This window comes from Bifidobacterium sp. LH_416, assembly GCF_056357055.1.
Genome location: NZ_JBKEVJ010000002.1, coordinates 50832 through 72652, shown reverse-complemented (window position 1 = coordinate 72652; position 21821 = coordinate 50832). Strand labels below are relative to the sequence as shown.

Annotated in this window: 16 protein-coding genes and 1 pseudogene; 6 read left to right on the top strand and 11 right to left on the bottom strand. The window is 56.1% G+C overall.

The window, feature by feature from the left end; translation table 11 throughout:
- Positions 1-57: 57 nt before the first annotated feature.
- The 9 genes and pseudogenes from AC1AY0_RS04775 to AC1AY0_RS04735 all read right to left on the bottom strand — a co-directional run bounded on the left by AC1AY0_RS04775 (position 58) and on the right by AC1AY0_RS04735 (position 11808).
- Positions 58-3618 (bottom strand): ATP-binding protein, encoded by a 3561-nt coding sequence (locus AC1AY0_RS04775; RefSeq protein ID WP_476524186.1) that lies wholly within the window; start codon positions 3616-3618, stop codon positions 58-60.
- 221 nt (positions 3619-3839) lie between these two features.
- A pseudogene (locus tag AC1AY0_RS04770) lies at positions 3840-4466 on the bottom strand (DUF4194 domain-containing protein); the annotation flags it as partial.
- Complete coding sequence (locus AC1AY0_RS04765) at positions 4463-6013, bottom strand: DUF3375 domain-containing protein (protein WP_476524145.1); 1551 nt, start codon at positions 6011-6013, stop codon at positions 4463-4465. The pseudogene AC1AY0_RS04770 and the gene AC1AY0_RS04765, both read right to left, overlap by 4 nt.
- 59 nt (positions 6014-6072) lie before the next feature.
- Entirely contained in the window at positions 6073-7272 is a 1200-nt protein-coding gene (locus AC1AY0_RS04760) for an ABC transporter permease (RefSeq protein WP_476525978.1), read from the bottom strand.
- Positions 7265-7963, bottom strand: a complete 699-nt coding sequence (locus AC1AY0_RS04755; RefSeq protein ID WP_476524148.1) for an ABC transporter ATP-binding protein — start codon at positions 7961-7963, stop codon at positions 7265-7267. Before AC1AY0_RS04755 ends, AC1AY0_RS04760 begins: the two co-directional genes overlap by 8 nt.
- Positions 7960-9075: a peptidoglycan-binding protein gene (locus AC1AY0_RS04750; protein ID WP_476524150.1), complete on the bottom strand. Its 1116-nt coding sequence runs from the start codon at positions 9073-9075 to the stop codon at positions 7960-7962. The genes AC1AY0_RS04755 and AC1AY0_RS04750 overlap by 4 nt, the downstream gene beginning before the upstream one ends.
- 11 nt (positions 9076-9086) lie before the next feature.
- Positions 9087-9806 carry a hypothetical protein gene (locus AC1AY0_RS04745; protein WP_476525976.1) on the bottom strand — a complete coding sequence of 240 codons (720 nt, stop codon included), beginning with the start codon at positions 9804-9806 and terminating at the stop codon, positions 9087-9089.
- A 226-nt stretch (positions 9807-10032) separates the two neighbouring features.
- Complete coding sequence (locus AC1AY0_RS04740) at positions 10033-10863, bottom strand: RNA-binding protein (RefSeq protein ID WP_476524154.1); 831 nt, start codon at positions 10861-10863, stop codon at positions 10033-10035.
- Positions 10864-10971: 108 nt separating this feature from the next.
- Positions 10972-11808: a hypothetical protein gene (locus tag AC1AY0_RS04735; RefSeq protein ID WP_476525975.1), complete on the bottom strand. Its 837-nt coding sequence runs from the start codon at positions 11806-11808 to the stop codon at positions 10972-10974.
- 240 nt (positions 11809-12048) lie between these two features.
- On the opposite strand from AC1AY0_RS04735, the gene AC1AY0_RS04730 reads away from it, so the two are divergent.
- The 5 genes from AC1AY0_RS04730 (at position 12049) to AC1AY0_RS04710 (ending at position 17235) form a co-directional block, all read left to right on the top strand.
- On the top strand, positions 12049-12720 hold the full coding sequence (locus AC1AY0_RS04730; RefSeq protein WP_476524158.1) for a response regulator transcription factor: 672 nt from the start codon (positions 12049-12051) through the stop codon (positions 12718-12720).
- Positions 12717-14156 (top strand): sensor histidine kinase, encoded by a 1440-nt coding sequence (locus AC1AY0_RS04725; protein ID WP_476524159.1) that lies wholly within the window; start codon positions 12717-12719, stop codon positions 14154-14156. Before AC1AY0_RS04730 ends, AC1AY0_RS04725 begins: the two co-directional genes overlap by 4 nt.
- Positions 14157-14336: 180 nt before the next feature.
- On the top strand, positions 14337-14966 hold the full coding sequence (locus AC1AY0_RS04720) for an MptD family putative ECF transporter S component (RefSeq protein ID WP_476524161.1): 630 nt from the start codon (positions 14337-14339) through the stop codon (positions 14964-14966).
- A gap of 8 nt (positions 14967-14974) precedes the next feature.
- Entirely contained in the window at positions 14975-15766 is a 792-nt protein-coding gene (locus tag AC1AY0_RS04715; RefSeq protein ID WP_476524163.1) for an energy-coupling factor transporter transmembrane component T, read from the top strand.
- The gene (locus AC1AY0_RS04710; protein WP_476524164.1) at positions 15766-17235 is read left to right on the top strand and encodes an ABC transporter ATP-binding protein; all 1470 of its coding nucleotides are present in this window, start codon (positions 15766-15768) and stop codon (positions 17233-17235) included. Before AC1AY0_RS04715 ends, AC1AY0_RS04710 begins: the two co-directional genes overlap by 1 nt.
- Positions 17236-17320: 85 nt before the next feature.
- Here AC1AY0_RS04710 and AC1AY0_RS04705 read toward each other — a convergent pair whose 3' ends face one another.
- Both AC1AY0_RS04705 and AC1AY0_RS04700 read right to left on the bottom strand, forming a co-directional pair.
- Positions 17321-18028 carry an SDR family NAD(P)-dependent oxidoreductase gene (locus tag AC1AY0_RS04705; protein WP_476524165.1) on the bottom strand — a complete coding sequence of 236 codons (708 nt, stop codon included), beginning with the start codon at positions 18026-18028 and terminating at the stop codon, positions 17321-17323.
- Positions 18029-18128: 100 nt separating this feature from the next.
- Entirely contained in the window at positions 18129-19730 is a 1602-nt protein-coding gene (locus tag AC1AY0_RS04700) for an ABC-F family ATP-binding cassette domain-containing protein (RefSeq protein WP_476524167.1), read from the bottom strand.
- Positions 19731-19939: 209 nt separating this feature from the next.
- Here AC1AY0_RS04700 and AC1AY0_RS04695 point away from each other — a divergent pair, with 209 nt between their 5' ends.
- Complete coding sequence (locus AC1AY0_RS04695) at positions 19940-21796, top strand: bifunctional ADP-dependent NAD(P)H-hydrate dehydratase/NAD(P)H-hydrate epimerase (RefSeq protein WP_476524188.1); 1857 nt, start codon at positions 19940-19942, stop codon at positions 21794-21796.
- The last annotated feature ends 25 nt before the right edge of the window (positions 21797-21821 follow it).

Here is a 21821-nt window from a genome sequence, read left to right as displayed (position 1 = left end):
ACACGGTATGTTGGGCGCTGTAATTCATTATGTAACAGCGCTCAACTTACCTATCGTTTACTCTTCTTTCATGGTTTCCGCGGTTATATCGTCTTCATCGATGCCGTCCAGGCTGGCTTCGCGTAGGGAGGTGAGGCCGGTGTCGGGGTCTTTGTAGGTCACGTAGGCTTTGGTGGAAACCTCGAGGATTTCACCGGTTTTGCTTTCCGGTGCGGAGACGATAACCTGGAAGCCAAGTCGAGGCAATACGCTCAAGGCGCGCTGCGTGTAGCGGCCGTCCGCCTTAATCAGTGCCTCATCGAGGAACAGGGTGGTGTAGCTCGGCTTCAAACGGTTCTCCATGCCACCACCCAGCAGGTAGATGAGGGCGGCTCCATAGACGAACGAGGTGAGCTCCTGCAATGCGCCGCCTGAACGACCGCCGGTGGAGGTGATGCGCTCGTCCGGACCGTCCGCATGATGCACGATGGCATAGAACGAGGAGCGGCATCGCGGATCCAAGTTGCGGGCACCATACTGTTTGATGCCATTGGCGTCCTTGACCTGCGCGAGTTCGTTCTTCAGCAGAGCGATCATTGGCGCGCACGCTGCGAACGTGTGGCGAGCATGCTCAATCTGCAAGGAGGAGCCGGCTTCCGTGCCATCCGAGGATTTCCAATCGTTCAACGCGCCAATGGCTCTCATAAGCTGGTTGGAGAATACGCGTTCGGGCCTGCGCACGTCCGCCTGCAGGGACAGGCTGCCATGCTTCGGGCCGAATTGCTGGCCTTTGAGCATGGCGTTGATGCGGTCGAGCTGGTCGTGAATATCAGTGGCGTCCGTATCGATAGCTCGTTTAATGGTCAGGAAGCTCATCAGCAGTTGTTCGAGGCACCGCTGGTATTCCGCATTCGTGGCTGTAGTGGTAGCCAACTGCGTAAGGCTTTCGAGCTCGTCGAGATAATAGCGGTAATCCTCCACGCTGGCAGTGAGTGCATCATCTCCGGCAGCCCAGATGCTGATATAGGCGCTCATCTTTGCTTCGACTGCGGTTCGCGCAGCGTTTGCCTGCGTCTGCAGCATGGCGATGCGAGCGTTGATATCCTCCACCATGCCGGTGATAACACGTTTGGCGAAGCTTGATTGAGCAGCGTTGGCATTGCCTGCTGCGCTGTTTGTGCCAGCTTGTGCCATGCCAGCGCCGATAATCATATGTGCACGCAATGCCGCATCATCGATGCCTGCAAAGCGGTTGTTGTACGCTTCGGCGAGCGCGGCTGCCACGTCATCCGGCAGCTGTTGTGCGTTTGCGCCATGGGATTCGCTGGCGGCTTCGGTATCGTGTGCTGCATTATTGTTCAGCCATACGAGTGCCGCTTCGACTGCTTGCGAGGCAGCGGCGGCGGTCTGTTCGGCTTTCAGGCGGCGATGGTCTAACTGTTCGAGTTCGGTGGTCAATTCGTCTTTGCGCGCTGCGAGTTCGGCGAGTTTGGGATCGTTTTTGATTGAGTCTATGGAATCTTCGATATTCTCAATGGCTTTGCGCGCACCATCTATATCGATGCGCTCCCAGGATGTGTAGGCGAGCTGGTTGGCGAGTTCGAGTTCGCGATGTAGTTTGTCGGAAGTCTGTTTGGCTGCCGTGTATTCGTCGTTCGCCTGCTGCAGGGCGCTTTGTGCGAGATTAATCTGCTGTTGGAGATTGTGCAGATATGTTTCGTTGACGAATCCGATGACTTGTGCGCGGTCTTTGATACCGTGCTGGCCGCGTGCACCGGATTTGATTTGGCCGTCTGTTTGGACTTGTCGGGTGTTGCGGTCGGTGTCATCGATGGCGTCCACGCAGAGGGCGTCGTATCGCTCGGATTGGGTTTGCGAGCGCAGCCATCCGGTGAATGGTGAATCTTCCTGGTAGCGAAGTTTGCTGGAGAGCCAGTCGTTTTCGGCCTGTGCGGATTCATCAGTATCGATGGTGTTTGAGTAATCGCGTGTGGTGTCTACGAATTGCCAGGTGCGTCGGCTCATGGCGTGTGGGTCGATGGTGCTGACCTTGGCTGCGAATCCTTGTTCGTGGCGTTTGTCGACGAGAATGGTTTGCGCGATGGGCGCGTAGGCCACGTTCATGGCGATGCGCCAGCATTCGTCGGTTTCTTTGACATCCATCAGTTCGGCCACGTATGGCAGATCCGCTGGAGTGAGTCCGGTGGCGCGTGCCAGCATTGCACGGGTTTCGTCCATATGCTGGGTGATACGGGTGCGCTGTGATTTCTGGCGATTGTAGTCGCGTTCCAGTCGTTCGAGGTCGGCACGGGCTTCGGCTCGCGCGTTCATGGCTGTGGCGAGTTGTTCTTCGCATTCGCTGGAACGTTCGTCGTATGTGCGTTTGAAGTTCACCGCATTGATACGACGTTCATCCCAAGCTTGTTCGCCAGCTGGCAACTGCTCATCAATAGATGCGAACGTTTGTTCGATTCTTGTGCGTGTGGCTTCAGTCTCCCCTAATGCGCGCTTGGCTTGGTCGAGTTCCATCTCGAGGCGGGTCAGGTTACCGCCGTCGAGTCCTTGCATTTGGCCGCGAATCATATCGATGCGGCTGCGCAGGGTTTCAGCATTGCGGCGTGCGTTGCGCGCTTCGGATTCATAGGCTTGTGCTTCGCTGCGGTCCAGGGGCAGTTGTGCGCTGACTTCGGCTGCCATATGGCGCATGGCCCAGTCATGCAGCGGGGTCGATGCAGGGTCGTTGTTTGACGACACACCATCGAACATATGTACGCACTGATTGGCTTTCGCGTATTCGCCGTAGGCGTCTTGGATGCCACGCAGCGCGTTCATGCGTTTGGTTTTTTCCTCCATCGCATGGAAGTTCGCGTCGTATCGTTCGTAGTCTTCAACCGTGGTGCGGGCAAGCTCCAAAGCTTCCGGCACACCGAGCACGCCCTGCTTGAAGATGTCGTCCAAACGCGATGGCGCGTCCGCGGATTGGATTTTATGCAGGAGACGGCAGGCGTCTTCGCTTAGGCCCATAACCGTCCAGATGTGGCTGTGGAAGGCTTCCGCACTGGGGAACGTCAGGCAATCGGGATAGGCTGCGCGCAATTGGCCTGGCGTGAACGGGGATTCACGGTACTGGTCCATGAGTCTGGGGTCGATGGGCTTGCCCCAAACCGCGTATTGACGGCGAACATCCGCACGGCCGTCGCCGGGCATCAGGTACAGGAATTTCGCGCACGACAATACCTGGCCTGAGGTCTGGTTGCGATACGTGTCCACAATCGCGCCCCATACCGCTTGCGGCGCTCCGGTAACCGCATCTTTACCGCGCAGGTAGATCGGTTCGTCGCCATGCTCGGTGCTGCCGACGCCGATCATGCCCCTGAGATATGTGTAGTCGCTACGCTCCGAGCGGCCGGAGTTCGAAGCCTTGTTGAATGGCGTTCCAGTCGGGTACAGTAGGGAAATCTGTGCATCCACCAGCGTGGATTTGCCGGATTCGCTGGCGCCTGCAAGCAGGGTCACGGGCAGGCTGGAATCTGTGGAGGGACGGAACTCGTGATAGCCCTCATAGGAGCCCCAGTTGACGAGTCTGCGGCTGACCATCATCCAACGGTCAGCGATCATTTGCAGTTCGGCGGATGCCATCGTCACTCCCCTTCCTTCATTGCAGTCTCATTATTGGCCGCAGCAGCACTTGAATCATCTGAGTCATCTGAGTCATCCGTGTCATCCGTGTCATCCGTGTCATCTGCGGAATCGAACAACAGTTCGGTGAACAGGGATTCATCAGGCGTATCGTCCGCCGAATCGGATTGCTGCAAGTCACTGCCCGCAGAATTGGTATCAGCATCAACGGCAGCATTGATGTCGGCCATATCATCAGTACCATCCAGATTCTTTGCCGCAGTATCCAGCCAAGTGTCGGCCAGCTCGCGGTCCAGCACCACGGGAACCAGCGGTGTGATGAGATACATGGCTTCATCATCCAACCGGTTCAGATACCCATAGGTGATCATTGAGGAAACGATGGCGCTGATCTGCTTTAAAACGCCTTCCTCATCATTGCGGGATGCCAGATAGCCGGCACCCGATGCGAGCGCCGCGCGAATCTCCTCGAAACTGACCAACCATTCGCCTTGATCGGTTCGCGTGTTCTCGTATTCGAGCACGCGAATGCGCAGGAATGCGAGCAGTGCGGCTTCCTCGCGTTTGAGACTGGCTCGGGTTTTCAGCGCGCGCAATGCCACATTGTCGTTGGCTACTGGCGTGGCGTACATGATGCGATAGCGTTCGTTAACTACCAGGTCAAGCAGATCGTTGTTGAGTGAGCGTTCCACTGCATCGCGATTGTCGTTGACCAGATCGTAGAGCGCACCGGAAATATATCGTTCGCGTTTTAATGCGATGGCGGCCATACGCGCGTCCGCGCTCATATCTCCTCGATCGCCTTCGAACAGGGCGTAAGGGTTGGCAACCGGTTCGTTCATGCTCATCCTTCCTCCGCGATGCTGTCAAGTTCCTCCAACGTGGACCACACCGGACTGGTAATCCAATCCCTAGGTGTGCCGTCCAACGCTATGCAATGCCAGATCACACCGTCCATCTGGATTGCGTTCGCTGAATTCTGTGGTTGCATCTCCGGCGCACGCACGGACGGTAGGCTTCCCAGGAAGCCGACGATCTCGCTTTCGCGGCGCTCTCGTTCAGGCAGTCGGTTGAAGCTGGCGGCAACATTCACTTGCCCGTGTTCGATGACCGGGTTACGCCGGATGAGCTCCACCATGCGTTTGAGTCGTGGGCCTCCACCTTCAACCATGCTTTTAAGATCAACAGCCGGAGCGTTGCCTGCAGTGGTTATGGATTCCAGTCCGGGGGTTTCGGTGTAGGTCATTGAACGTGCCGGGCGCATCGGCAGTGGCGCGAACAGGGCGCTTGCCGTATCGGTGTTATATGGTCGGGATGCGTCACCGGCATGGTTTTTCGCGTCGGCGTTGAGACTGACGTAGAGTCTGTTGAGTCGGCTCATCATTGTGCGGTAGCGCGTATCGGTCTGCTGGCGCACCAGTCGGCTGATGGCTTCGTCGGAGACGCGCATCTGATGGCGGACCGCTTCGATACCGTCGTAAATACGGGAGAGCTCGTCTCGAATCTGGCCGAGCAGAGCGGCTGATTCACCGGCCAAGTATGGGGTTTTGGCGATATCGCGCAATGCGGAGTCGATCTGCTGGCGGCCTTCATCGGTGATAATCACTTGGAATGCGTCTTCGAAGCGACGGCCGGAATCGGATTCGCTGAACGAACGCCGATACTCCTCGTGATACCGGCTCAAGGTTTCGTCCACGCTCATATCGCCGGCTTGCATGCGGCGGCGTAACGCATCACCGTTATCTCGTTCGGTGAGCACCAGTTCACGCAAGTCGATGGGCACGCCGCGCAACGTGTTATGAATCACGGCGATGACATCCTCCACCTGGGCTTGGCTCAACGTGGCATGTTGCTGACCCTGCTGGATGCGTTTGATTTCGTGCTTACGTTCCTTGATTTCACTGTTGAGCAGTTTCACGCGCTCGCCGGGATCGGCGGTCAACTGCATGCGCGCATGCTCAATTTCCATGATGATGCTGTTGGCTTGCGCGCCGGACAATGCACGGGATTCGTCTTCCAAACGGCTCAATGCTTCGATGGCACGGTGAGCGCGGGCGGTCAGACGGTAGAGGAAACGATGGGATGCGGCGTCATGGGAGTTGGCAAGCCACGCGTAATCCCCTTCGCCTTCGCGCGTCAGATCGGCGAGAATACGATGCGCGGCATCACCATAGGATTGGTCTTTCAGCGTGTAATCGCCGGTTGCGGCCAACAGTTCCAGACTGTGCGCGAATCGTTCCTCCACGGTTTCGCGCGGCAGTTCGCCGGTCAACGGGTCGAAGGCGGCGCGCAATAACGCCACATACAACATGGCATTCTGACGCAGTAGCAGGCGAAGCACTCCGGTCTCGTAAATCGGCCGCAGACGTTCCATTTCCCGTCTGATATCGCCCATGCGTCTCCTTTTGCCTCATGCCGCAAATGACGTATCGACGCTAGCACACACGTGGGAGACTACTCGCCGCGCAACGCCTCGGTCGGCGTCAATCGCGCCGCACGGGAAGCCGGGTATAGCCCGGCAATAATGCCCACTAGCACGGCAGCACCCCATGCAGCCGGCAGTCCAGCCCAATCCAAAGTCAATGGTTGGCCTGCATTCGCCGCCACACCCATAGCCGCTCCGGCACCGATGAGTATGCCCGCCAGTCCACCGATAGCCGACAGCAATGCGGCTTCAGCTACGAATTGCATGCGAATATTGCCCGGAGTAGCACCCAGTGCACGACGCAATCCGATTTCACCGCGTCGCTCCATCACGGTCACAATCATCATATTCGCAATACTCATGCCACCCACTGCGAGCGCGATTACGCCAATCATGAGACCTAGCGTGGTAAGGGAATCATTGGTGGCGTTGCGGGCTTGGGAAAGATTCGCTGAAGCGGTAACCGTCACATTGCCTCCGGAGAGGTTTGCCGCATGCGCGATGATGCGGCGCAAGTATTCAGCATCACCTGGTTTGGTGCGCACATAGATTTGGCTGATGGCTCCTATTGATTCCTCTTGATCCGGGTAGTGGCTGAGGGCCCAGTCGGCACCGATAATGACGGATGAGTTGATGGACTGTGCTTGTGGAGCGGGATTGAGAATGCCGATGACGCCATACCATTCATTGTCGATGAGAATGCGATCACCTGGCTGATTGACGCCGAGCCGATACGCCGCTTCGGAACCGAGCACTGCGACTGGCAGATCTTCATTGTGCGCATTGATGCCATGCCCTTGGCTGAATGCGGCGTCGACGGCTGTGAGCGCGCCTGGTTTCATTACGGATACGGCCAATGCGTTGCCATTGGTTTTCGGCACAAGTTCGTTTTTAAAGACTTGGACGTTCTTCGGTGGGGTCAGGAATACGCCGACTTGTTCGACGTCGGGTTGGCGGGCGATGGTTTCGGGCGCATAGGCGGGCAATGGCACGGACTGTCCTGCGGCATCCTGCCCGGGGCTTACGACTTGCAGGTTTGCGCCAAGTGCGTCGAGTTGGGCAAGGAGGGCGGCTTGGTTTGATGCGGCGATTCCAGATAACGCCACATATGCAGCGACGCCTAATGCGATGCCGAGTGAAGCGAGGACAGTGCGCGATACGCGGCCGGTGGCGCCAATCCATGCTGTGTGCAGAAGGTCGGCGATGCGTGCGCCAAGTGATTTACGCATGGCTGCCTCCTTCCATAAGTTCCGTAGTCACACCGTCCTGAATATGCAGACGGCGAGGGAATTGCGCGGCGATGCTGGGATCATGGGTGACGACCACGAGACTCGCTCCTTGATCGGCAGCGCCTAGAAGCAGTTCGATAATGGCATGCCCGGTGTCGGTGTCAAGTGCACCGGTTGGTTCGTCTGCGAAAATAATGTCGGGCTTTTTGGCCAAGGCTCGAGCGATGGCGACGCGCTGCTGTTCGCCGCCGGAAAGCTGCGAAGGCTTGTGGAAGATTCGTTCGCCAAGACCGACCTGTTCGAGTGCTTCCGTGGCTCGTTCTCGCCGGGCTGCGCGCGGTAATGCGGTGTATTGCAGTCCGGTTATCACATTCTCCAAGGCGGAAATGGTGGAGATGAGATGGAACTGTTGAAATACGAATCCGATGCGCGCCGCTCTGAGCACGCTGCGCCGCCGCTCCCCCATTTCGGCTACGTTTTCACCGTCATAAGCCAGCGTGCCCGAGGTAGGCATGTCCAATGTGCCAAGCAAGGAAAGCAGTGTGGATTTGCCGGAGCCGGATGGTCCCACGATGGCGATGCGTTCACCATGGTCGATGGTCAATGTTGTGCTGTGCAGAATCTCCAGCGGTTTGCCATCCTTACCCGGAAATGCTTTAGTGACGTGGTCGAGACTCAGTAACGCAGTCATGAGACCACCACCTTGTCGCCCTCCTTCAATCCGTTGGCTTTGGTGATCTGCGCCTGGGCATTTGCCACCAGCCCGATTTCGACGGCGATGCGTTTGATGGTGTCTCCGCGAATCACCTCAACCGCATATGAATTACCGCTGCCGGCAATCAGTGCGGTGACCGGCACGATAAGCGTTTCCTCACTGGATGCGTTCGCATTCGGCACGATGATTTGGACGGCAGCGGGGCCGAACTGTGCCACCTGCGTTTGGTCGGGGAAATCAATGCGTACGGAGGGTGAGGTGACCTGCCCATCTTTGCCGGTGGATTGGCCGCCCTGATCGACGGCGGCGAGTGTGGTATCGATGGTGGTGCTGTCCGGAAGAATCACCTGTGCTGTATCGCCGGCTTTGAATGTGGCGGCTTGGCTGGCGGTGATTGTGGATTGCGCATGTAAGGTTACGCCTGTATAACTGGCCGGACTCACATTGGTCTCTCCCAGTTTGGCATTCACGGTTTTAATGCGAATCGGAGCCGAAGGAGCCAAAGCCACGGAACCAGGGGTAAACACTCCGTTGACTGAGTCGCCGGTGAGGCCGAGAGATCGTTGCCATTGTTTGATGGCTTCACGGGTCAACCAATTGTAGTGTGGTCCGACTTCGCCGGAATAAAAGCCAAGTTCCTTGAGATTCTGTTCCAATTGGGTTACGTCTGGACCGTCCGAAATGCCCTCTTCGATGGTTCGCCAGAACGGGCGTTCCCCATGGAACAGTGGTACGGATACACCGTCCATCTCATACACCTGTTCGCCGGTGTTGATTTGCTTGCCGGCAACAGGTAGTTGGGTGATGATGCCGGTGACGGCGGAGAAGTCGGAGGCATCATCGTATTGCAGAGTTGCACCGAGCCTGGTTTCGGCATTGAGCACACCTCTGGTGACTGGTTGCGCACGCAAGGTAGTTACATCGACTTTCTGCGTGGATGACTGACCTGCGGCTGTCATATGGCCGATAAGCGTCCATGGTCGGGTGACCACGCATGCGGCGGCGAGACCTATTACCGCAATGAGCACGATGATAATGGTGATGATTCTGCGGCGTTTGGAGAATCGTCGGGCTTCCGTTCGCGTCATGATGTCCGCTCCTATGAGTTCGCCGGCTGTTGTACGGCGAAGGTGTCGTATGGGTAGTCACCTTCCCAGCCGATGACCACGGGCACATCGGCCATAGGGCATTCTTGGAAGAAACGTCGTACTTCCTCTTCGGGTATGGTGTTCGGAATCACAATGGTCAGCGGACGCTCGCCGCTTGGATCGGCCACCCAGCTGAAGCCTTTGGCGCGCGCGTTTTGCGCATATGCGAGCACAGCTGCTTTGTCTTCTTCCGAGGCGTTGGCATCTTGCGGCATAGTATTGAACGTGGCTTGGGCAAACTGTGGGTTCTCAGTCTCACAGGTCGCATAATCCGTTTGCTTGGATGCATATGGAGTTCCCGCCATGTCAGCGGCGGTGCGGAAGATCACGTAGTTCCAGTTTTCATTGGTGATGGAGTTGCCGACGCTGCCCGACATCACCACGTTGGGGTAAAGCTCGGGTGGTGTCATGTGTGAGTATTCGATTGTGCCATCCTCACGATGGGTGACGGTGGATTGCGCCGGATTGCCGGCCGCATCGAGTTCCACAACACCCACCTGATCGTTACTCCAACCGACAGATCGCGCGTCGAATCCCTTGCCGGTCAAGCATGCAACGAACCGTTTAACTGCTTTGCTGGGCTCGACCGGACCATCATTGTTATTTGAATCCGAAGTGTTTGTACTGGATGAATCAATATCAGCGTCCGCCGTATCAGCTCCATTATTCATAGTGAAAGGCGACGAACATGCTGCCAGCATAATCAGGCAGAGCGCAGAGGCCACAGTACAGGCTGTGCCCTGAGTAATTTTGCGGTAACTGCCTTGTTCTTCGATATGGTGATGCGATTTCATGAGGCCCCCCAATGTTCTCTTTCTGATTCACCGGCGAATCAAATACCAATACGGCATATATTTCGTATGCAAGTGTTTCTGGCTCCATTGCCAGACAGTGCAGTCAGGAGACCGCACCCATAGCTTCATCCATAATTCTAGTGTAGTCGTATCCGAAATCATCGGTTGTGCCATCGAATCCAAACGTGATGCGCGCGTCGCCGACTGGGCATTCCTTGAAGAAGCGGCGCAGCTCCTCTTCGCTCACGGTTTTCGGGATGAGGATAGTGGTCGGCTCTGCTCCAGTCGGATCGGCTACCCAGCTAAAGCCTTTCTTACGGGCTTTCGCAGCGTAATCGAGTGCCGCCTGTTTGTCCGCATCGGAGTACGTAGGCGTCTGGTTCAGCTCCTGCGCAGGTTGAGCGAAGTTTGGGTTCTCAGCCTCGCACTTCGCGTAATCCTGCTGTTTCGACTCGTATGGGCTGCCGGCCAACGCGGAGGAATCCTTGAATGCCACCCACACTGTGCCGTAGTCGATGGAAGTGAACATGGAATTGGCATACATCTGCTGCATGGCGGAATCAGTGTTCACGCTCATACCGTTCTCATCGGATTCGACCGGTTGACCACTCGCATCGAGCATGCGCAGCATAACCATATTCTTGGTGGTCGGAGTCTTCGCTTTGCCGGATGAATCCGGCACTCTGGGAGCGGCAGCGGCCTGTGCGTCGAATCCCTTACCGGTTAGGCAGGAGACGAATTTCTTGGCGTTGGCATCAGTTGCGAGAGTATTCGCGAATGCGGAATTGCTGCCGGTATCGCTAGTGCCCGTCGCCTGGTTGGTGAATGGCATGGAGCAGCCGGCGAGCGCGATCAAGCATAACGCTGATGCGGAAACGATTGTCAATGTGCGCTGCAGAGGCTGATTGGGAAGTCGATTGAGGTTGATGGCCATGTCGGTTCCTTTCGCTTAACGATTTGTGTGTGTTGACTTCATCAAACTCGGTTCGCAGTGGCGCGACGGTGAGAAATTGATTTACCTTCGCCTCACTGAAGTTGGCGGCTATTGTTCGTTGAGAACCTGGTTATACGCAGCACAAGTTCCACTGCACGAGGTGCCGAACGGAATACCATCATGGTTGGGCCATTGATCGCCGGAGTAGGTGGCGAAGAATCGTTTCAGTTCCTCATAAGACACGTCGGATGGAATCTCAACAGCCTGATTCTCGCCGGGCGCGGGATCGGCCATCCAATCGAATCCGTCTGCACGAGCCTTGCGAGCGAAATCAATCAGAATCTGCTGATTCTTGGTATTCGAGGAAGTCGAACCGGACGAACCGTTGCCTGAAGTACTGCCACTCGCATAATTCGGTTGCGCAAAATCAGGGTTTGCTGCTTCGCATGCCGCGTAATCAGCCTGCTTGTCTGCGTAAATGGAGCCGGCGAGCGCTGTGGAATTTTTGAATCCCACCCATGCGCCTTCTTCAGCGGAAACGACTGTGTACATAACATCCGGATACAGTGGATCGGAGTCCGCGCTGATCACTACACCTGGGCCGGGCACAATCGGAGTGCCGTCCGCTCCCAGTCTGCGAACCACTACGGTGGTTTGTGGAGCCTCTTCCGCCGATGAACCGGTGGACAGCAAGCTATAGCTTCCGGTGACTGTGGCATCGAACCCTTTTTCAACCAGGCATGCTGCGAATCGTTTGGCAATCGTTTCCAATTCAACGGTGCTGAAGTTGGCTGATGGATTATTGCCGGAATCATTCGTTGTATTGGTTATGTTGCCGGCATGATTGCTTCCGGAGTTCGTACTGTTGCTCCCGGCATCGGCATTCGTGGCTTCGGATGAGCACGAGGCCATACCGATGAGGCATGCCAGTACCGTCAGGCTCATTATGGTGTTGTGGATTATTGTTCGGGCACATGTTCTGCCATGCTGTACATCTGCCATGATGTCCTCGTCTCCGCTGGTTCTCTGCCGCTTCGTTGCGGTTACTTCCATTCAATTCCTGTTCCGGTACTCCGACAGTGAGAAAAAGGATTACTTTCGCCTTACCTTGAGCGCTGAACAATGAACGTATAACGCCAGGATGGGCGGATAATTGGGTGTACCGGATATGGCGAGGGGCATGACATGAGGATTTTGATTGTTGAGGACGACCGCGAACTGGCGGCCGCATTGGATGATGCCCTGCGCTATGAGGGGTATGCCACAAGCATGGCCGCAACCGGCGTGGAAGCGTTGCGCATACTCGCCGAGCAGAACGTAGACATCGTGCTGTTGGATCGTGACCTGCCAGTGCTCTCCGGAGATGCCGTGATGGCCACCATCGCAGCAAACCGCATTCCCGTAGCGGTGATTATGCTTACAGCGGCAGCTGAGGTAAGCGACAGGGTAAGCGGTCTTGATCTGGGTGCGGATGATTATCTCACCAAACCGTTCGCCTACCCTGAACTCTTAGCTCGCATCCGCGCATTGCAGCGCAGATCCGGCAAAAGTACGGCCGCGGCTGCGGTTCTCGCACACGGCGATCTGACACTGGATACCACGCGGCGTCTGGTCTTCCGCGATCACGGTCGCACGCTTGTCAAGCTCACGCCCAAGGAATACGGTGTGCTTTTGGAACTCATGCGCGCAGATGGCGGATACGTGAGCGTAAACGAACTGTATGAGACCGTTTGGGATGATGCCACTGCTGCCGAACCGGCCGATGTAATCAAAACCACTGTCTACTCGTTGCGGCGTAAACTCGGCGATCCCAAAACCATTGAATCCACGCGCGGGGAAGGATACCGGCTCGCATGAAACATCTTTCCTTCACCGCCCTTGCCGGGAGCCACACACAGGCATTCCAATCATTGCGCGCCAGAATCACCACCATCGTCAGCAAGCTCACACCGAAATCATTCCGCGCGAAAATCACACTGGCCATTGCGCTCATCATCATCGTCATGATGACGGCTCTCATCGTCACACAGAACATTATCGTGGCGCGCACTACTGCGGAAGCAAGCCAAACGATGACCATGTGCGCGAATTCGGACGGCACCATTTCCGTTACCGCAAACGCAGACGGTGAAAACGGTCCCGCGGCCGACGGTACCGGAGATGATGCACTGGCCTGCTTTACCGGCACCAAGCGCAACCTTGACGGCATGAAAATGTATGTGCCCTTCAACTCCAAAGAATGGGATACGGCGAGGGAACAAACCCAAAACGGCAGCCCGTGGATTCTTGACGAATACAACGGTGTGATGATCAACACAGCGAACGCCATCTCCAACACACTGACCACCACCATGCGCACCGTCTCAATCATCGCGCTCGCAGTATTCGGCGTGTTCGCTGTGTTGGCTGCATGGCTTATCGGTACGATGCTGTCACGACGAGTAACCGAAGTAGATAAACAGGTAGCCGCTCTGCAACCGAACGATTTGACCGCACGACTGGACGTAAAAGCGGGTAATGATGATATCGACCGACTTGTCGACTCAATCAATGGCATGCTCGACCGTGTGGAAGCCAGCGCGGAAGCCGAACGCCGATTCGTATCCAATGCCTCGCACGAGCTGCGCACGCCCATTGCCGCCGTGGAAACGAATCTTGACGCGCCCCTAGCTCAAGGTCGCTTCCCAGCCGACGTGGAGCCATCGGTTCGTCGCGCGCTCGCAGCCAACCGGCGTGGTGCCGAACTCGTGCAGGCATTGCTCACCTTGTCTCGTATTCAAAGCGGCACGATCGGTGGTGACAGTGCCCAGATTGCAGATAATGTCCAACTACGCGAATGCGTCGAAACGTCACTGACTGATATTGATGATGTGATTGAAAAGGCCAATATTGCCGTCAATATCGAGGGTGACGCCGAGGTATCCGCAAACCCAGCGTTATTAGGACTTGCTGTGAGCAATCTGCTGCGCAATGCCGCAATACACAACACAGAGAACGGGTCAATTGACGTCGTAATGCACAGCGCAACAGATGCTGACAATATCAGCGATGACAATACGTCTGCGTCTGGAGCATCACTGACTGTAACCAACTCCACTGATGAGACACTGCCAGATGACTTGAGCGAGCTCACTCAGCCATTCCATCGAGGCAGCAATTCACGTATCAGCGCCACCCCTGGCGTAGGTCTCGGACTTTCCATCGTGAGCGCAGCCTGCGAAGCCATGTACGCCACACTCACACTAGCCCAACCCAACCCAAACCAATTCCAAGCAACCATCCAATTTGAATAGCCTCCCTCTGAAGAGGGAGGTGGCATCGCGTTAGCGATGACGGAGGGAGAGAAGCTCAGACGCCAGTCTGCAAAAACAGCATCGGCTGTAAGCCGATTCCACAAAAAGTATTGCTTTTCCTATCAATCACCGATACATTGGCGAGAGGTATTTTGTTCCTCGCATGAAACGGAAAAGATTGTGACCGCTTCCAACCAGCCATCAAATGCATCCGCCAAACCACGCAAGCTCGAAGTCGCCGATCTGATCACCATCGGCGTATTCGCAGCCCTGTACTTCGTCATGGTGTGCGTGGCCACGCTGGTCAGCACCCTATTCACCGGTGGCTTCGGTTCCATCTTCCTTCCGGCTATCGCCGCACTGATTTCCGGCTGCGTGTACATGCTGCTGGCAGCACGTCTCGGCAAATTCGGCGGCATCACCGTCATGGGCGTGGTCATCGGTTTGTTCCTGTTCATCTCCGGTCACTTCGTGCTTTCGTTCATCGCCAGCATCGTCTTCCCCGTGGCCGCCGACCTCATCGCCCGCGCTGGCAAGTACAAGAGCAAGGCACTGCTGCTGGTTAGCTACGTGGTCTTCTCATACGGTCTCACCGGCCCGATTCTGCCGCTATGGTTCATGAAGGATGCCTATGTGGCCAGCCTTCAAGCTCGTGGCAAGGATGCGGCTTACATTGATGGCGTATTCGCCAACATCAATACCGGCACGTTCTTCATCTCCATGGCGGCGATTCTGGTCTGCGCGCTGATTGGCGGCTGGTTCGGCCAGAAGATGATGAAGAAGCACTTCATCAAGGCCGGCATCGCCTAATGCCATCAATGCCATCGAGCAGGTCCGTTCAATCGGCGAATTCCTCGGCAGGCAAGGTGCACCCGTCTGATGCGGGCGCGCCTTCGCGCGTTTTAGGTCTTGCAGAGCGCCCCACATTGGATCCGCGTACCAAGCTGTTCCTCCTGTTGGCAGCCAATCTTATGTTGTTCTTCCACGTGGCACTGAGCACGCAAATCATCATGGTGATGCTGTTTCTGGTTCCGCTTGCTGCAGCCGCACGATGGAAGATGACCGTGAATTTCGCACTGACCTATGCCGTACTAACAGGTCTGGGCTTTCTTGATCCAGATGCGCTCGGCATGCCATGGCTGCATGTGGTTTCCGCTCTAGCCGTTGGCTGCACAATGATGCTGCCGTGCTTCATCACCGGAGCATATGCATTCTCCACCACCTCGCCTAGCGCGTTCATCTGCGCCATGCGACGTATGCGCGCACCTGAAGCTGTGGTGATTCCTTGCGTGGTGGTGATTCGGTTCTTCCCCACTATTGCCGAGGATTATCGGCAGATTCGCAATGCGATGGCGTTGCGCGGTATTGCATCAGGCGGCTGGGGACTCGTGCGGCATCCTGCGCAATCATTGGAATACATTCTTATTCCATTGCTGATGAATGCCACCAATGTGGCACAGGATCTGTCCGTAGCCGCATTGACCAAGGGCCTTGGCCGCGAAGGCGCGCATACATCGCGTACCCAGATTCGTATGCAGATAATTGATTGGCTCGCAATGATTGCTGTGACGATTCCACTAGTACTCGATATTGCCGGGGTGATTCGATAATGGCATTCGAAATTTATTCCGACAACGTGTCGTTTATTTATGATCATGCTGAAGAACCAGCGTTAATCGACATCATGTTGAGCATTCCACAAGGCCAATGCGTTGTATTGTGTGGTGCCAGCGGTTGCGGCAAAACCACATATTCGCGCATAGTCAACGGTCTCGTTCCGCAATTCTTCCGCGGCGAATTCAGCGGCCGTCAACTTACCTGTGATATCGATACCGCAGCCGAACCAATCGATACGCTCACTCCCCTGGTGGGTAGCGTATTCCAAAATCCTAAGACTCAGTATTTCAATGCCAAAGTCATTGATGAACTGGCGTTCCCTGCGGAAAACATGGGTTTGACGGCAACGGAAATCAATGCTCGTCTCAACGCAGTGGCCCAGCGCTTCGGCATCGAATCATTGCTCAGTCGCAGTATCTTCCATCTTTCCGGTGGCCAAAAACAACGTATCGCTATGGCCACGGCCACTATGCTGGAACCGAAGTTGCTCGTTTTGGACGAACCGACCAGCAACTTGGATGCCGTAGCCATTCGCGAGATGCGCGATCTCGTGGCCCAACTGAAGGCGCGAGGCATGACCATCATCATCGCCGAGCATCGACTCGCATGGCTTAACGGCATTGCCGACCGTTATGTGGTGTTCGACAATGGCCGCATCGCTCAGGAATATGAAGCAGAAGAGTTCCTCAATCTCTCCCCCGGATGTATTGCCGCAATGGGATTGCGCACGCTTAATCTGGAACCGTATCGCCGGCGTATCAGCGAACTTGAAGCATCGAAAACAGCAGCAAAGACGGCTTCATCTTCTCTGTCGGAAGGCGTACACAACGCTGAACCGGTAATTGCCACAAACAATCTCGTCATCGGCTATCGAGGCAAAGACGGATTCACCAGGCATATCCCGAATCTCACCTTCCAATCCGGCAGCATCATAGGACTTATGGGGCATAACGGCTGCGGCAAAACCACGCTGGTTCGCACCCTGACCGGATTGATCAAACCCGTCTCGGGAACCATCACGCTCAATGGCAAACCAGCCAAGCCACGCGATCTGACTCGAGCTGGATTCCTAGTGATGCAGGACGTGAACTATCAGCTATTTTCCGACAGCGTGCGCGAAGAACTCATGCTCGGATTAGACGAAACCGACCCCGGCATCATCACGCAATGCAATCAAGTGATGAAAGATTTGGATCTTACCGGTTTCGCCGACCGGCACCCGATGAGCCTTTCCGGAGGCCAAAAACAACGCGTGGCCATCGGATCGGCATTGATGTGCGGCAAAGACCTCATCATTTTGGACGAACCGACCAGCGGACTCGACCGTTACCACATGGAGCAAGTAGGAGAGCTTCTCCGCCAGCTCGCCGCCCAAGGCAAAACCGTGCTCGTAGTCACCCACGACGAAGAGCTAGCCGCCGGCTGGTGCACCGACATCGTCAGGCTAGAAAATCACTCTTGATTCTGGTCTATTCACAGCAACATGCACGATTTCCTTGGCTCTGCTCTACAAGAAGAGCCAAGGAAATCGTTAGACGTGTCAGCAATCAGCTGTTGCGGTTGATTTCGATGTCAGTGACAGTCAGGTTCGCTTCGTTGATGAGGTTGAAGAGAATGACCTCAGCGAGCGGACCGGGCTGCATGAACGTGTGCTGCTTTTCTTCGGACACGTAATCATGGCTGTCACGGTAGAACGCGGTGTCGATGCCACCAGGATAGACGGCCACCACTTTAACGCTGGTGCCCTTGTATGCGGCCTGCAGACTCTTGGTGTAGCCCTTTTCACCCCACTTGGTGGCGCAATAGACGCTCTCGTTCGCGTTGCCGCGGGTGGCGGCTGTGCTCATGATCTGCGCAATCTTGACATCCTGTTCGCCGCAGGCCTTCAACGTTTCCACGGTCCACAGAATCATGCCCTTCAAACCCTTCAGGCACTTATCCACGTCAGCTGCCTCATATGCAGTCGGTACCTTGAAGGATGGCTGGCCGGCATTGTTAATCAGCAAATCAATGTGACCAAGAGCAGCGATATCCGCAACGGACTTGCGCACGAAATCCTCATCGGTAATATCGCCGACATACGCACGATAAGATTCCGCTGGCCACTGCGCAGTGAGCTCGGCTTGACGCTCGGCATTGAAATCAATGCCGGCCACCAGCCAACCCTTATCAATCAGCTGGCTAGCAAACTCGTAGCCAAGACCCAGAGCACTTCCGGTCACAATGGCGATTTTCTGTCCTGCTGCAGTGGTCATAGTCAGCTCCTCTTGTTGTTGAATACTCCTGAATACCGATTGTATTCCCGAACAGACTCCCCTCAGTCAGCTCCCCTCAGAGAGGAGCCAGAAGAAGGAATTATTCCTCGGCAACCAGCTCCAGGTACGAATCGTTCCACAGATCTTCGTCACCGTCAGGCATAAGCAGCACGCGTTCAGGGTTCAATGCCTCGACCGCGCCCTCATCGTGGGTGACGAGCACGATTGCACCCTCGTATTTGGCGATGGCCTTCAGAATCTCCTCACGGGACGCTGGGTCAAGATTGTTGGTGGGCTCGTCGAGCAGCAGCACATTGGCGCGCGAGGTCACCAACGTGGCCAATGCCAGGCGGGTCTTCTCGCCGCCGGATAGCACGCGAGCCGGCTTCATCGCATCGTCACCGGAGAACAGGAACGAGCCCAGAATGGAGCGAGCCTGCGTGTTGTCCAATTCGGGAGCAACATGCTGCAAGTTCTCCAGCACGGTAGCATCAAGATCAAGCGTGTCATGCTCCTGAGCAAAATAACCGATCTTGCAGCCATGACCGTAATCCACGGAACCGGTATCCGGCTCTTCAATATGTGCCAACAGGCGCAGCGTCGTGGTCTTACCAGCACCGTTGTAACCAAGAATCACCACGCGCGAACCCTTATCGATAGCCAGATTCACACCAGCAAACACGATGTTGGACCCATACGCCTTGGAAATATCCTTGGCCATAATCGGCGTCTTGCCACATGGTGCAGGCTCCGGGAAGCGGATGTCCGCCACCTTCTCCTTCTTCTGCGCCTCGGACGTGTTTTCCAGCAACTTCTCCGCACGACGCATCATGTTCTGCGCAGCCACAGCCTTGGTGGCCTTGGCGTGCAGACGAATGCCCTGCTTCATCAGGCGTTCGGCCTTCTTCTCAGCCACTTCGCGCTCACGGCGGCGACGTTCCTCATCCACCACGCGCTGATGCAGATAGGCCTTCCAACTCAGTGAATACATGTCGATCTGGCCCAGCTGAGCGTCCAAATGCCATACCTTGTTCACCACTTCATCCAACAATTCAGTGGAGTGGGAAATCACCAGGAAGCCGCCCTCATACTTTTTCAGATAGCCGCGCAGCCATTCGATGGAATCAGCATCCAAATGGTTGGTGGGCTCGTCGAGAATCAACGTATCCGCATCGGAAAACAGGATGCGTGCGAGCTCAATACGACGACGCTGACCACCGGAAAGCGTACCAAGCTCCTGCTGCATGGTCTCCTGCGGCAGGCCGAGAGACGCGGCCATCGAAATCGCCTCGGACTGGGCCGCATAACCACCGGCCTTGTCGAAATCCTGCATGGCTTTGTCGTAACGAGACATGGCGCGGCTCATCACATCCGGATCCGGGTCGGTCATTTCCTTCTCAGCCTTGCGGATACGGTTGATAATGGTGGCAATATCACGCGCGCTCATCATACGGTCGAGTGCGGTTTGCGTTGGGTCAGCAGCATGCGTATCCTGCGGCAGATAGCCCAGTTTGCCGGATACACGAACCTTGCCGGCAGTGGGCAGCATATCGCCGGTAATCACTCGGGTCAGCGTAGTTTTGCCGGCACCATTGCGGCCGACCAAACCGATTTTGTCTCCCTTGGCCACATGGAAGTTCGTGGGATGCAGCAAGGTACGCGCGCCAATCTGAATCTCCAGGCCCTGTGCCTCAATCGCCATGCCTCACCCTTCACTTTCCTTGACATACCTAGATGTACATAGCCGTACAACTGAACTCGAATAAACCAACAGACCATAGTAACGGCAAGGTGTGAAAACCTGCACAACACAGGCGCCTACCAGTTATGCCTCAGCTTCACCTCAAGCATGAGCCAGTAGAACGACTAGAATCATTGCAAGGATTACCTGCACTCATGAAGGGGATTGCCATGGAATACGCCGATGACGCCGACCGCCGCGAACTGCTGCTGCACAGTGCCTATGATGTGCAAACTGTGCGGGATATGGAGCGTCCTCTACTGGATAAAGGCGTGCCACTGATGCGCATGGCAGCCCAAGCTGTGGCCCACACTGCAGCCGGCATGCTTGATGATGAGGATCTGGCACTTGAAGACACGTCTATTGTGCTGCTTGCCGGCGCTGGAGACAATGGTGGAGATGGCCTGTTTGCCGCGGCTGCATTGGCTCAGGAGGGCGCAACGGTTACTGCAGTGGCTGTAGGCCGTTCGCTTCATGAGGCCGGATTCGCGGAATTCGTACGTGCTGGCGGCAAGGTACTGGTGCTTGATCCAGCCGCTGAAATTCCCGGTTGTGCTTCAGGTTTCTCAGCCGGCGAAGCTGGGGAACGATTGCAGGCTGCGGTTTCCTTGATCGCCAAGTCTCATTTGGTAATTGATGCGATGACTGGCATTGGTATTCAAGGTGCGCTTCGCGGTATTCCAGCGGCTTTGGCTGCCGCCGTGGGCCTTGATGCCGAGGTGCCGAATGAGCCGGCACTGCCCGGTCGCGAATCCACCCGCGACTATCCGCTGATTTTGGCTGTGGATACGCCTTCCGGCGTAGGCGTCGATGACGGCTCATTGCCCGGCCCGTATCTTCCGGCCAATGTAACGGTGATGTTTGGCGCGATGAAACCGTGCGCGGTCTTGCCTCCTGCCACTTTTGCCTGCGGACGTATTCAACTGGTTGATTTTGGGTTCACGATTGACGATGTCGAGCCAGCTGTGGAAGTGGCGGATAATCTCTTTGCTGCGGATGCTATTCGTTTGCCGCACGTTGAGGATTCCAAATATTCCCGTGGCGTGGTGGGTCTGGTGACCGGATCCCAGCGCTACCCTGGCGCCGCTGTGCTTACCGCTCGTGCTGCAGCTCGCGCGAACACTGGTATGGTGCGCTATCTCGGCCCGGAACGCGCTCAAAACATGGTGCTTGCGGCATTGCCGGAAGCGGTTCTTGGCAAGGGACGCGTACAGTCATGGGTCGTGGGTTCTGGAGTGCCTTCTGCCGACTCTGATGGTGCAGAATCTGATATCCAACGTGAAACGATTGCCGCACTGCTCAGACACTATGCAGTAAACGCAAACACCTCAGAAGATTCGCCTGCATCGGAAACGGCAACTGCAGAACACAACGATGCCGAGTACGCCTATGACATGCCTGCGTTGGTCGTGGATGCCGGCGCGCTTGACTTGCTGCCAGAGCATGTTCCTGGGCAGGTGGTCATCACGCCGCATGCCGGAGAGATGGCAGTTTTGCTGAATCGTCTGGAACACAGTGCCGCCGCGCGCACGGCAGCAATCGAACAAACCGATGATTCCGCCGATGCAGGTGAGAATGCAGGTGAAACCGGCATTACGTATACCGCCAAAGACATTGCTTCACATCCTTTGGCCGCCGCACGTCGAGCTCATGAGCTTACCGGTGCCACGGTATTGCTCAAAGGTGCGGTGACCATCGTGGTGGATGAGGATCATGTGTATGTATCCGGCAGTGCTCCTGCTTGGCTGGCGACTGCAGGTGCCGGCGATGTGCTCGCCGGCCTGCTTGGCGCATTGCTTGCTCAGCAACCGGACGGCATCACTACGGCGGAAACCGTAGCTGCGGCAGCTTATTTGCACGGAGTTGCAGCAGCTATTGCTTCTGAATCCGAGCAACGCGGCTGGCAGGAACCAGAATTGATTGGCGGGCGCGATCACCGTCAGCAGTTCCTGACGCTTGGCCATCCGATTGTTGCCGGTGATGTGATTCGAGCCATCCCCGACGCTATCGCCGATGTGATTGCCTGACGCAGTTCAGCATCACAATCGCAGA

Excerpts from the sequence above, each read along its gene's own strand:
- AC1AY0_RS04775 (WP_476524186.1), bottom strand. The coding sequence starts at position 3,618 with ATGGCATCCGCCGAACTGCAAATGATCGCTGACCGTTGGATGATGGTC.
- AC1AY0_RS04765 (WP_476524145.1), bottom strand. The coding sequence starts at position 6,013 with ATGGGCGATATCAGACGGGAAATGGAACGTCTGCGGCCGATTTACGAG.
- AC1AY0_RS04760 (WP_476525978.1), bottom strand. The coding sequence starts at position 7,272 with ATGCGTAAATCACTTGGCGCACGCATCGCCGACCTTCTGCACACAGCA.
- AC1AY0_RS04755 (WP_476524148.1), bottom strand. The coding sequence starts at position 7,963 with ATGACTGCGTTACTGAGTCTCGACCACGTCACTAAAGCATTTCCGGGT.
- AC1AY0_RS04750 (WP_476524150.1), bottom strand. The coding sequence starts at position 9,075 with ATGACGCGAACGGAAGCCCGACGATTCTCCAAACGCCGCAGAATCATC.
- AC1AY0_RS04745 (WP_476525976.1), bottom strand. The coding sequence starts at position 9,806 with ATGAATAATGGAGCTGATACGGCGGACGCTGATATTGATTCATCCAGT.
- AC1AY0_RS04740 (WP_476524154.1), bottom strand. The coding sequence starts at position 10,863 with ATGGCCATCAACCTCAATCGACTTCCCAATCAGCCTCTGCAGCGCACA.
- AC1AY0_RS04735 (WP_476525975.1), bottom strand. The coding sequence starts at position 11,808 with ATGAGCCTGACGGTACTGGCATGCCTCATCGGTATGGCCTCGTGCTCA.
- AC1AY0_RS04730 (WP_476524158.1), top strand. The coding sequence starts at position 12,049 with ATGAGGATTTTGATTGTTGAGGACGACCGCGAACTGGCGGCCGCATTG.
- AC1AY0_RS04725 (WP_476524159.1), top strand. The coding sequence starts at position 12,717 with ATGAAACATCTTTCCTTCACCGCCCTTGCCGGGAGCCACACACAGGCA.
- AC1AY0_RS04715 (WP_476524163.1), top strand. The coding sequence starts at position 14,975 with ATGCCATCGAGCAGGTCCGTTCAATCGGCGAATTCCTCGGCAGGCAAG.
- AC1AY0_RS04710 (WP_476524164.1), top strand. The coding sequence starts at position 15,766 with ATGGCATTCGAAATTTATTCCGACAACGTGTCGTTTATTTATGATCAT.
- AC1AY0_RS04705 (WP_476524165.1), bottom strand. The coding sequence starts at position 18,028 with ATGACCACTGCAGCAGGACAGAAAATCGCCATTGTGACCGGAAGTGCT.
- AC1AY0_RS04700 (WP_476524167.1), bottom strand. The coding sequence starts at position 19,730 with ATGGCGATTGAGGCACAGGGCCTGGAGATTCAGATTGGCGCGCGTACC.
- AC1AY0_RS04695 (WP_476524188.1), top strand. The coding sequence starts at position 19,940 with ATGGAATACGCCGATGACGCCGACCGCCGCGAACTGCTGCTGCACAGT.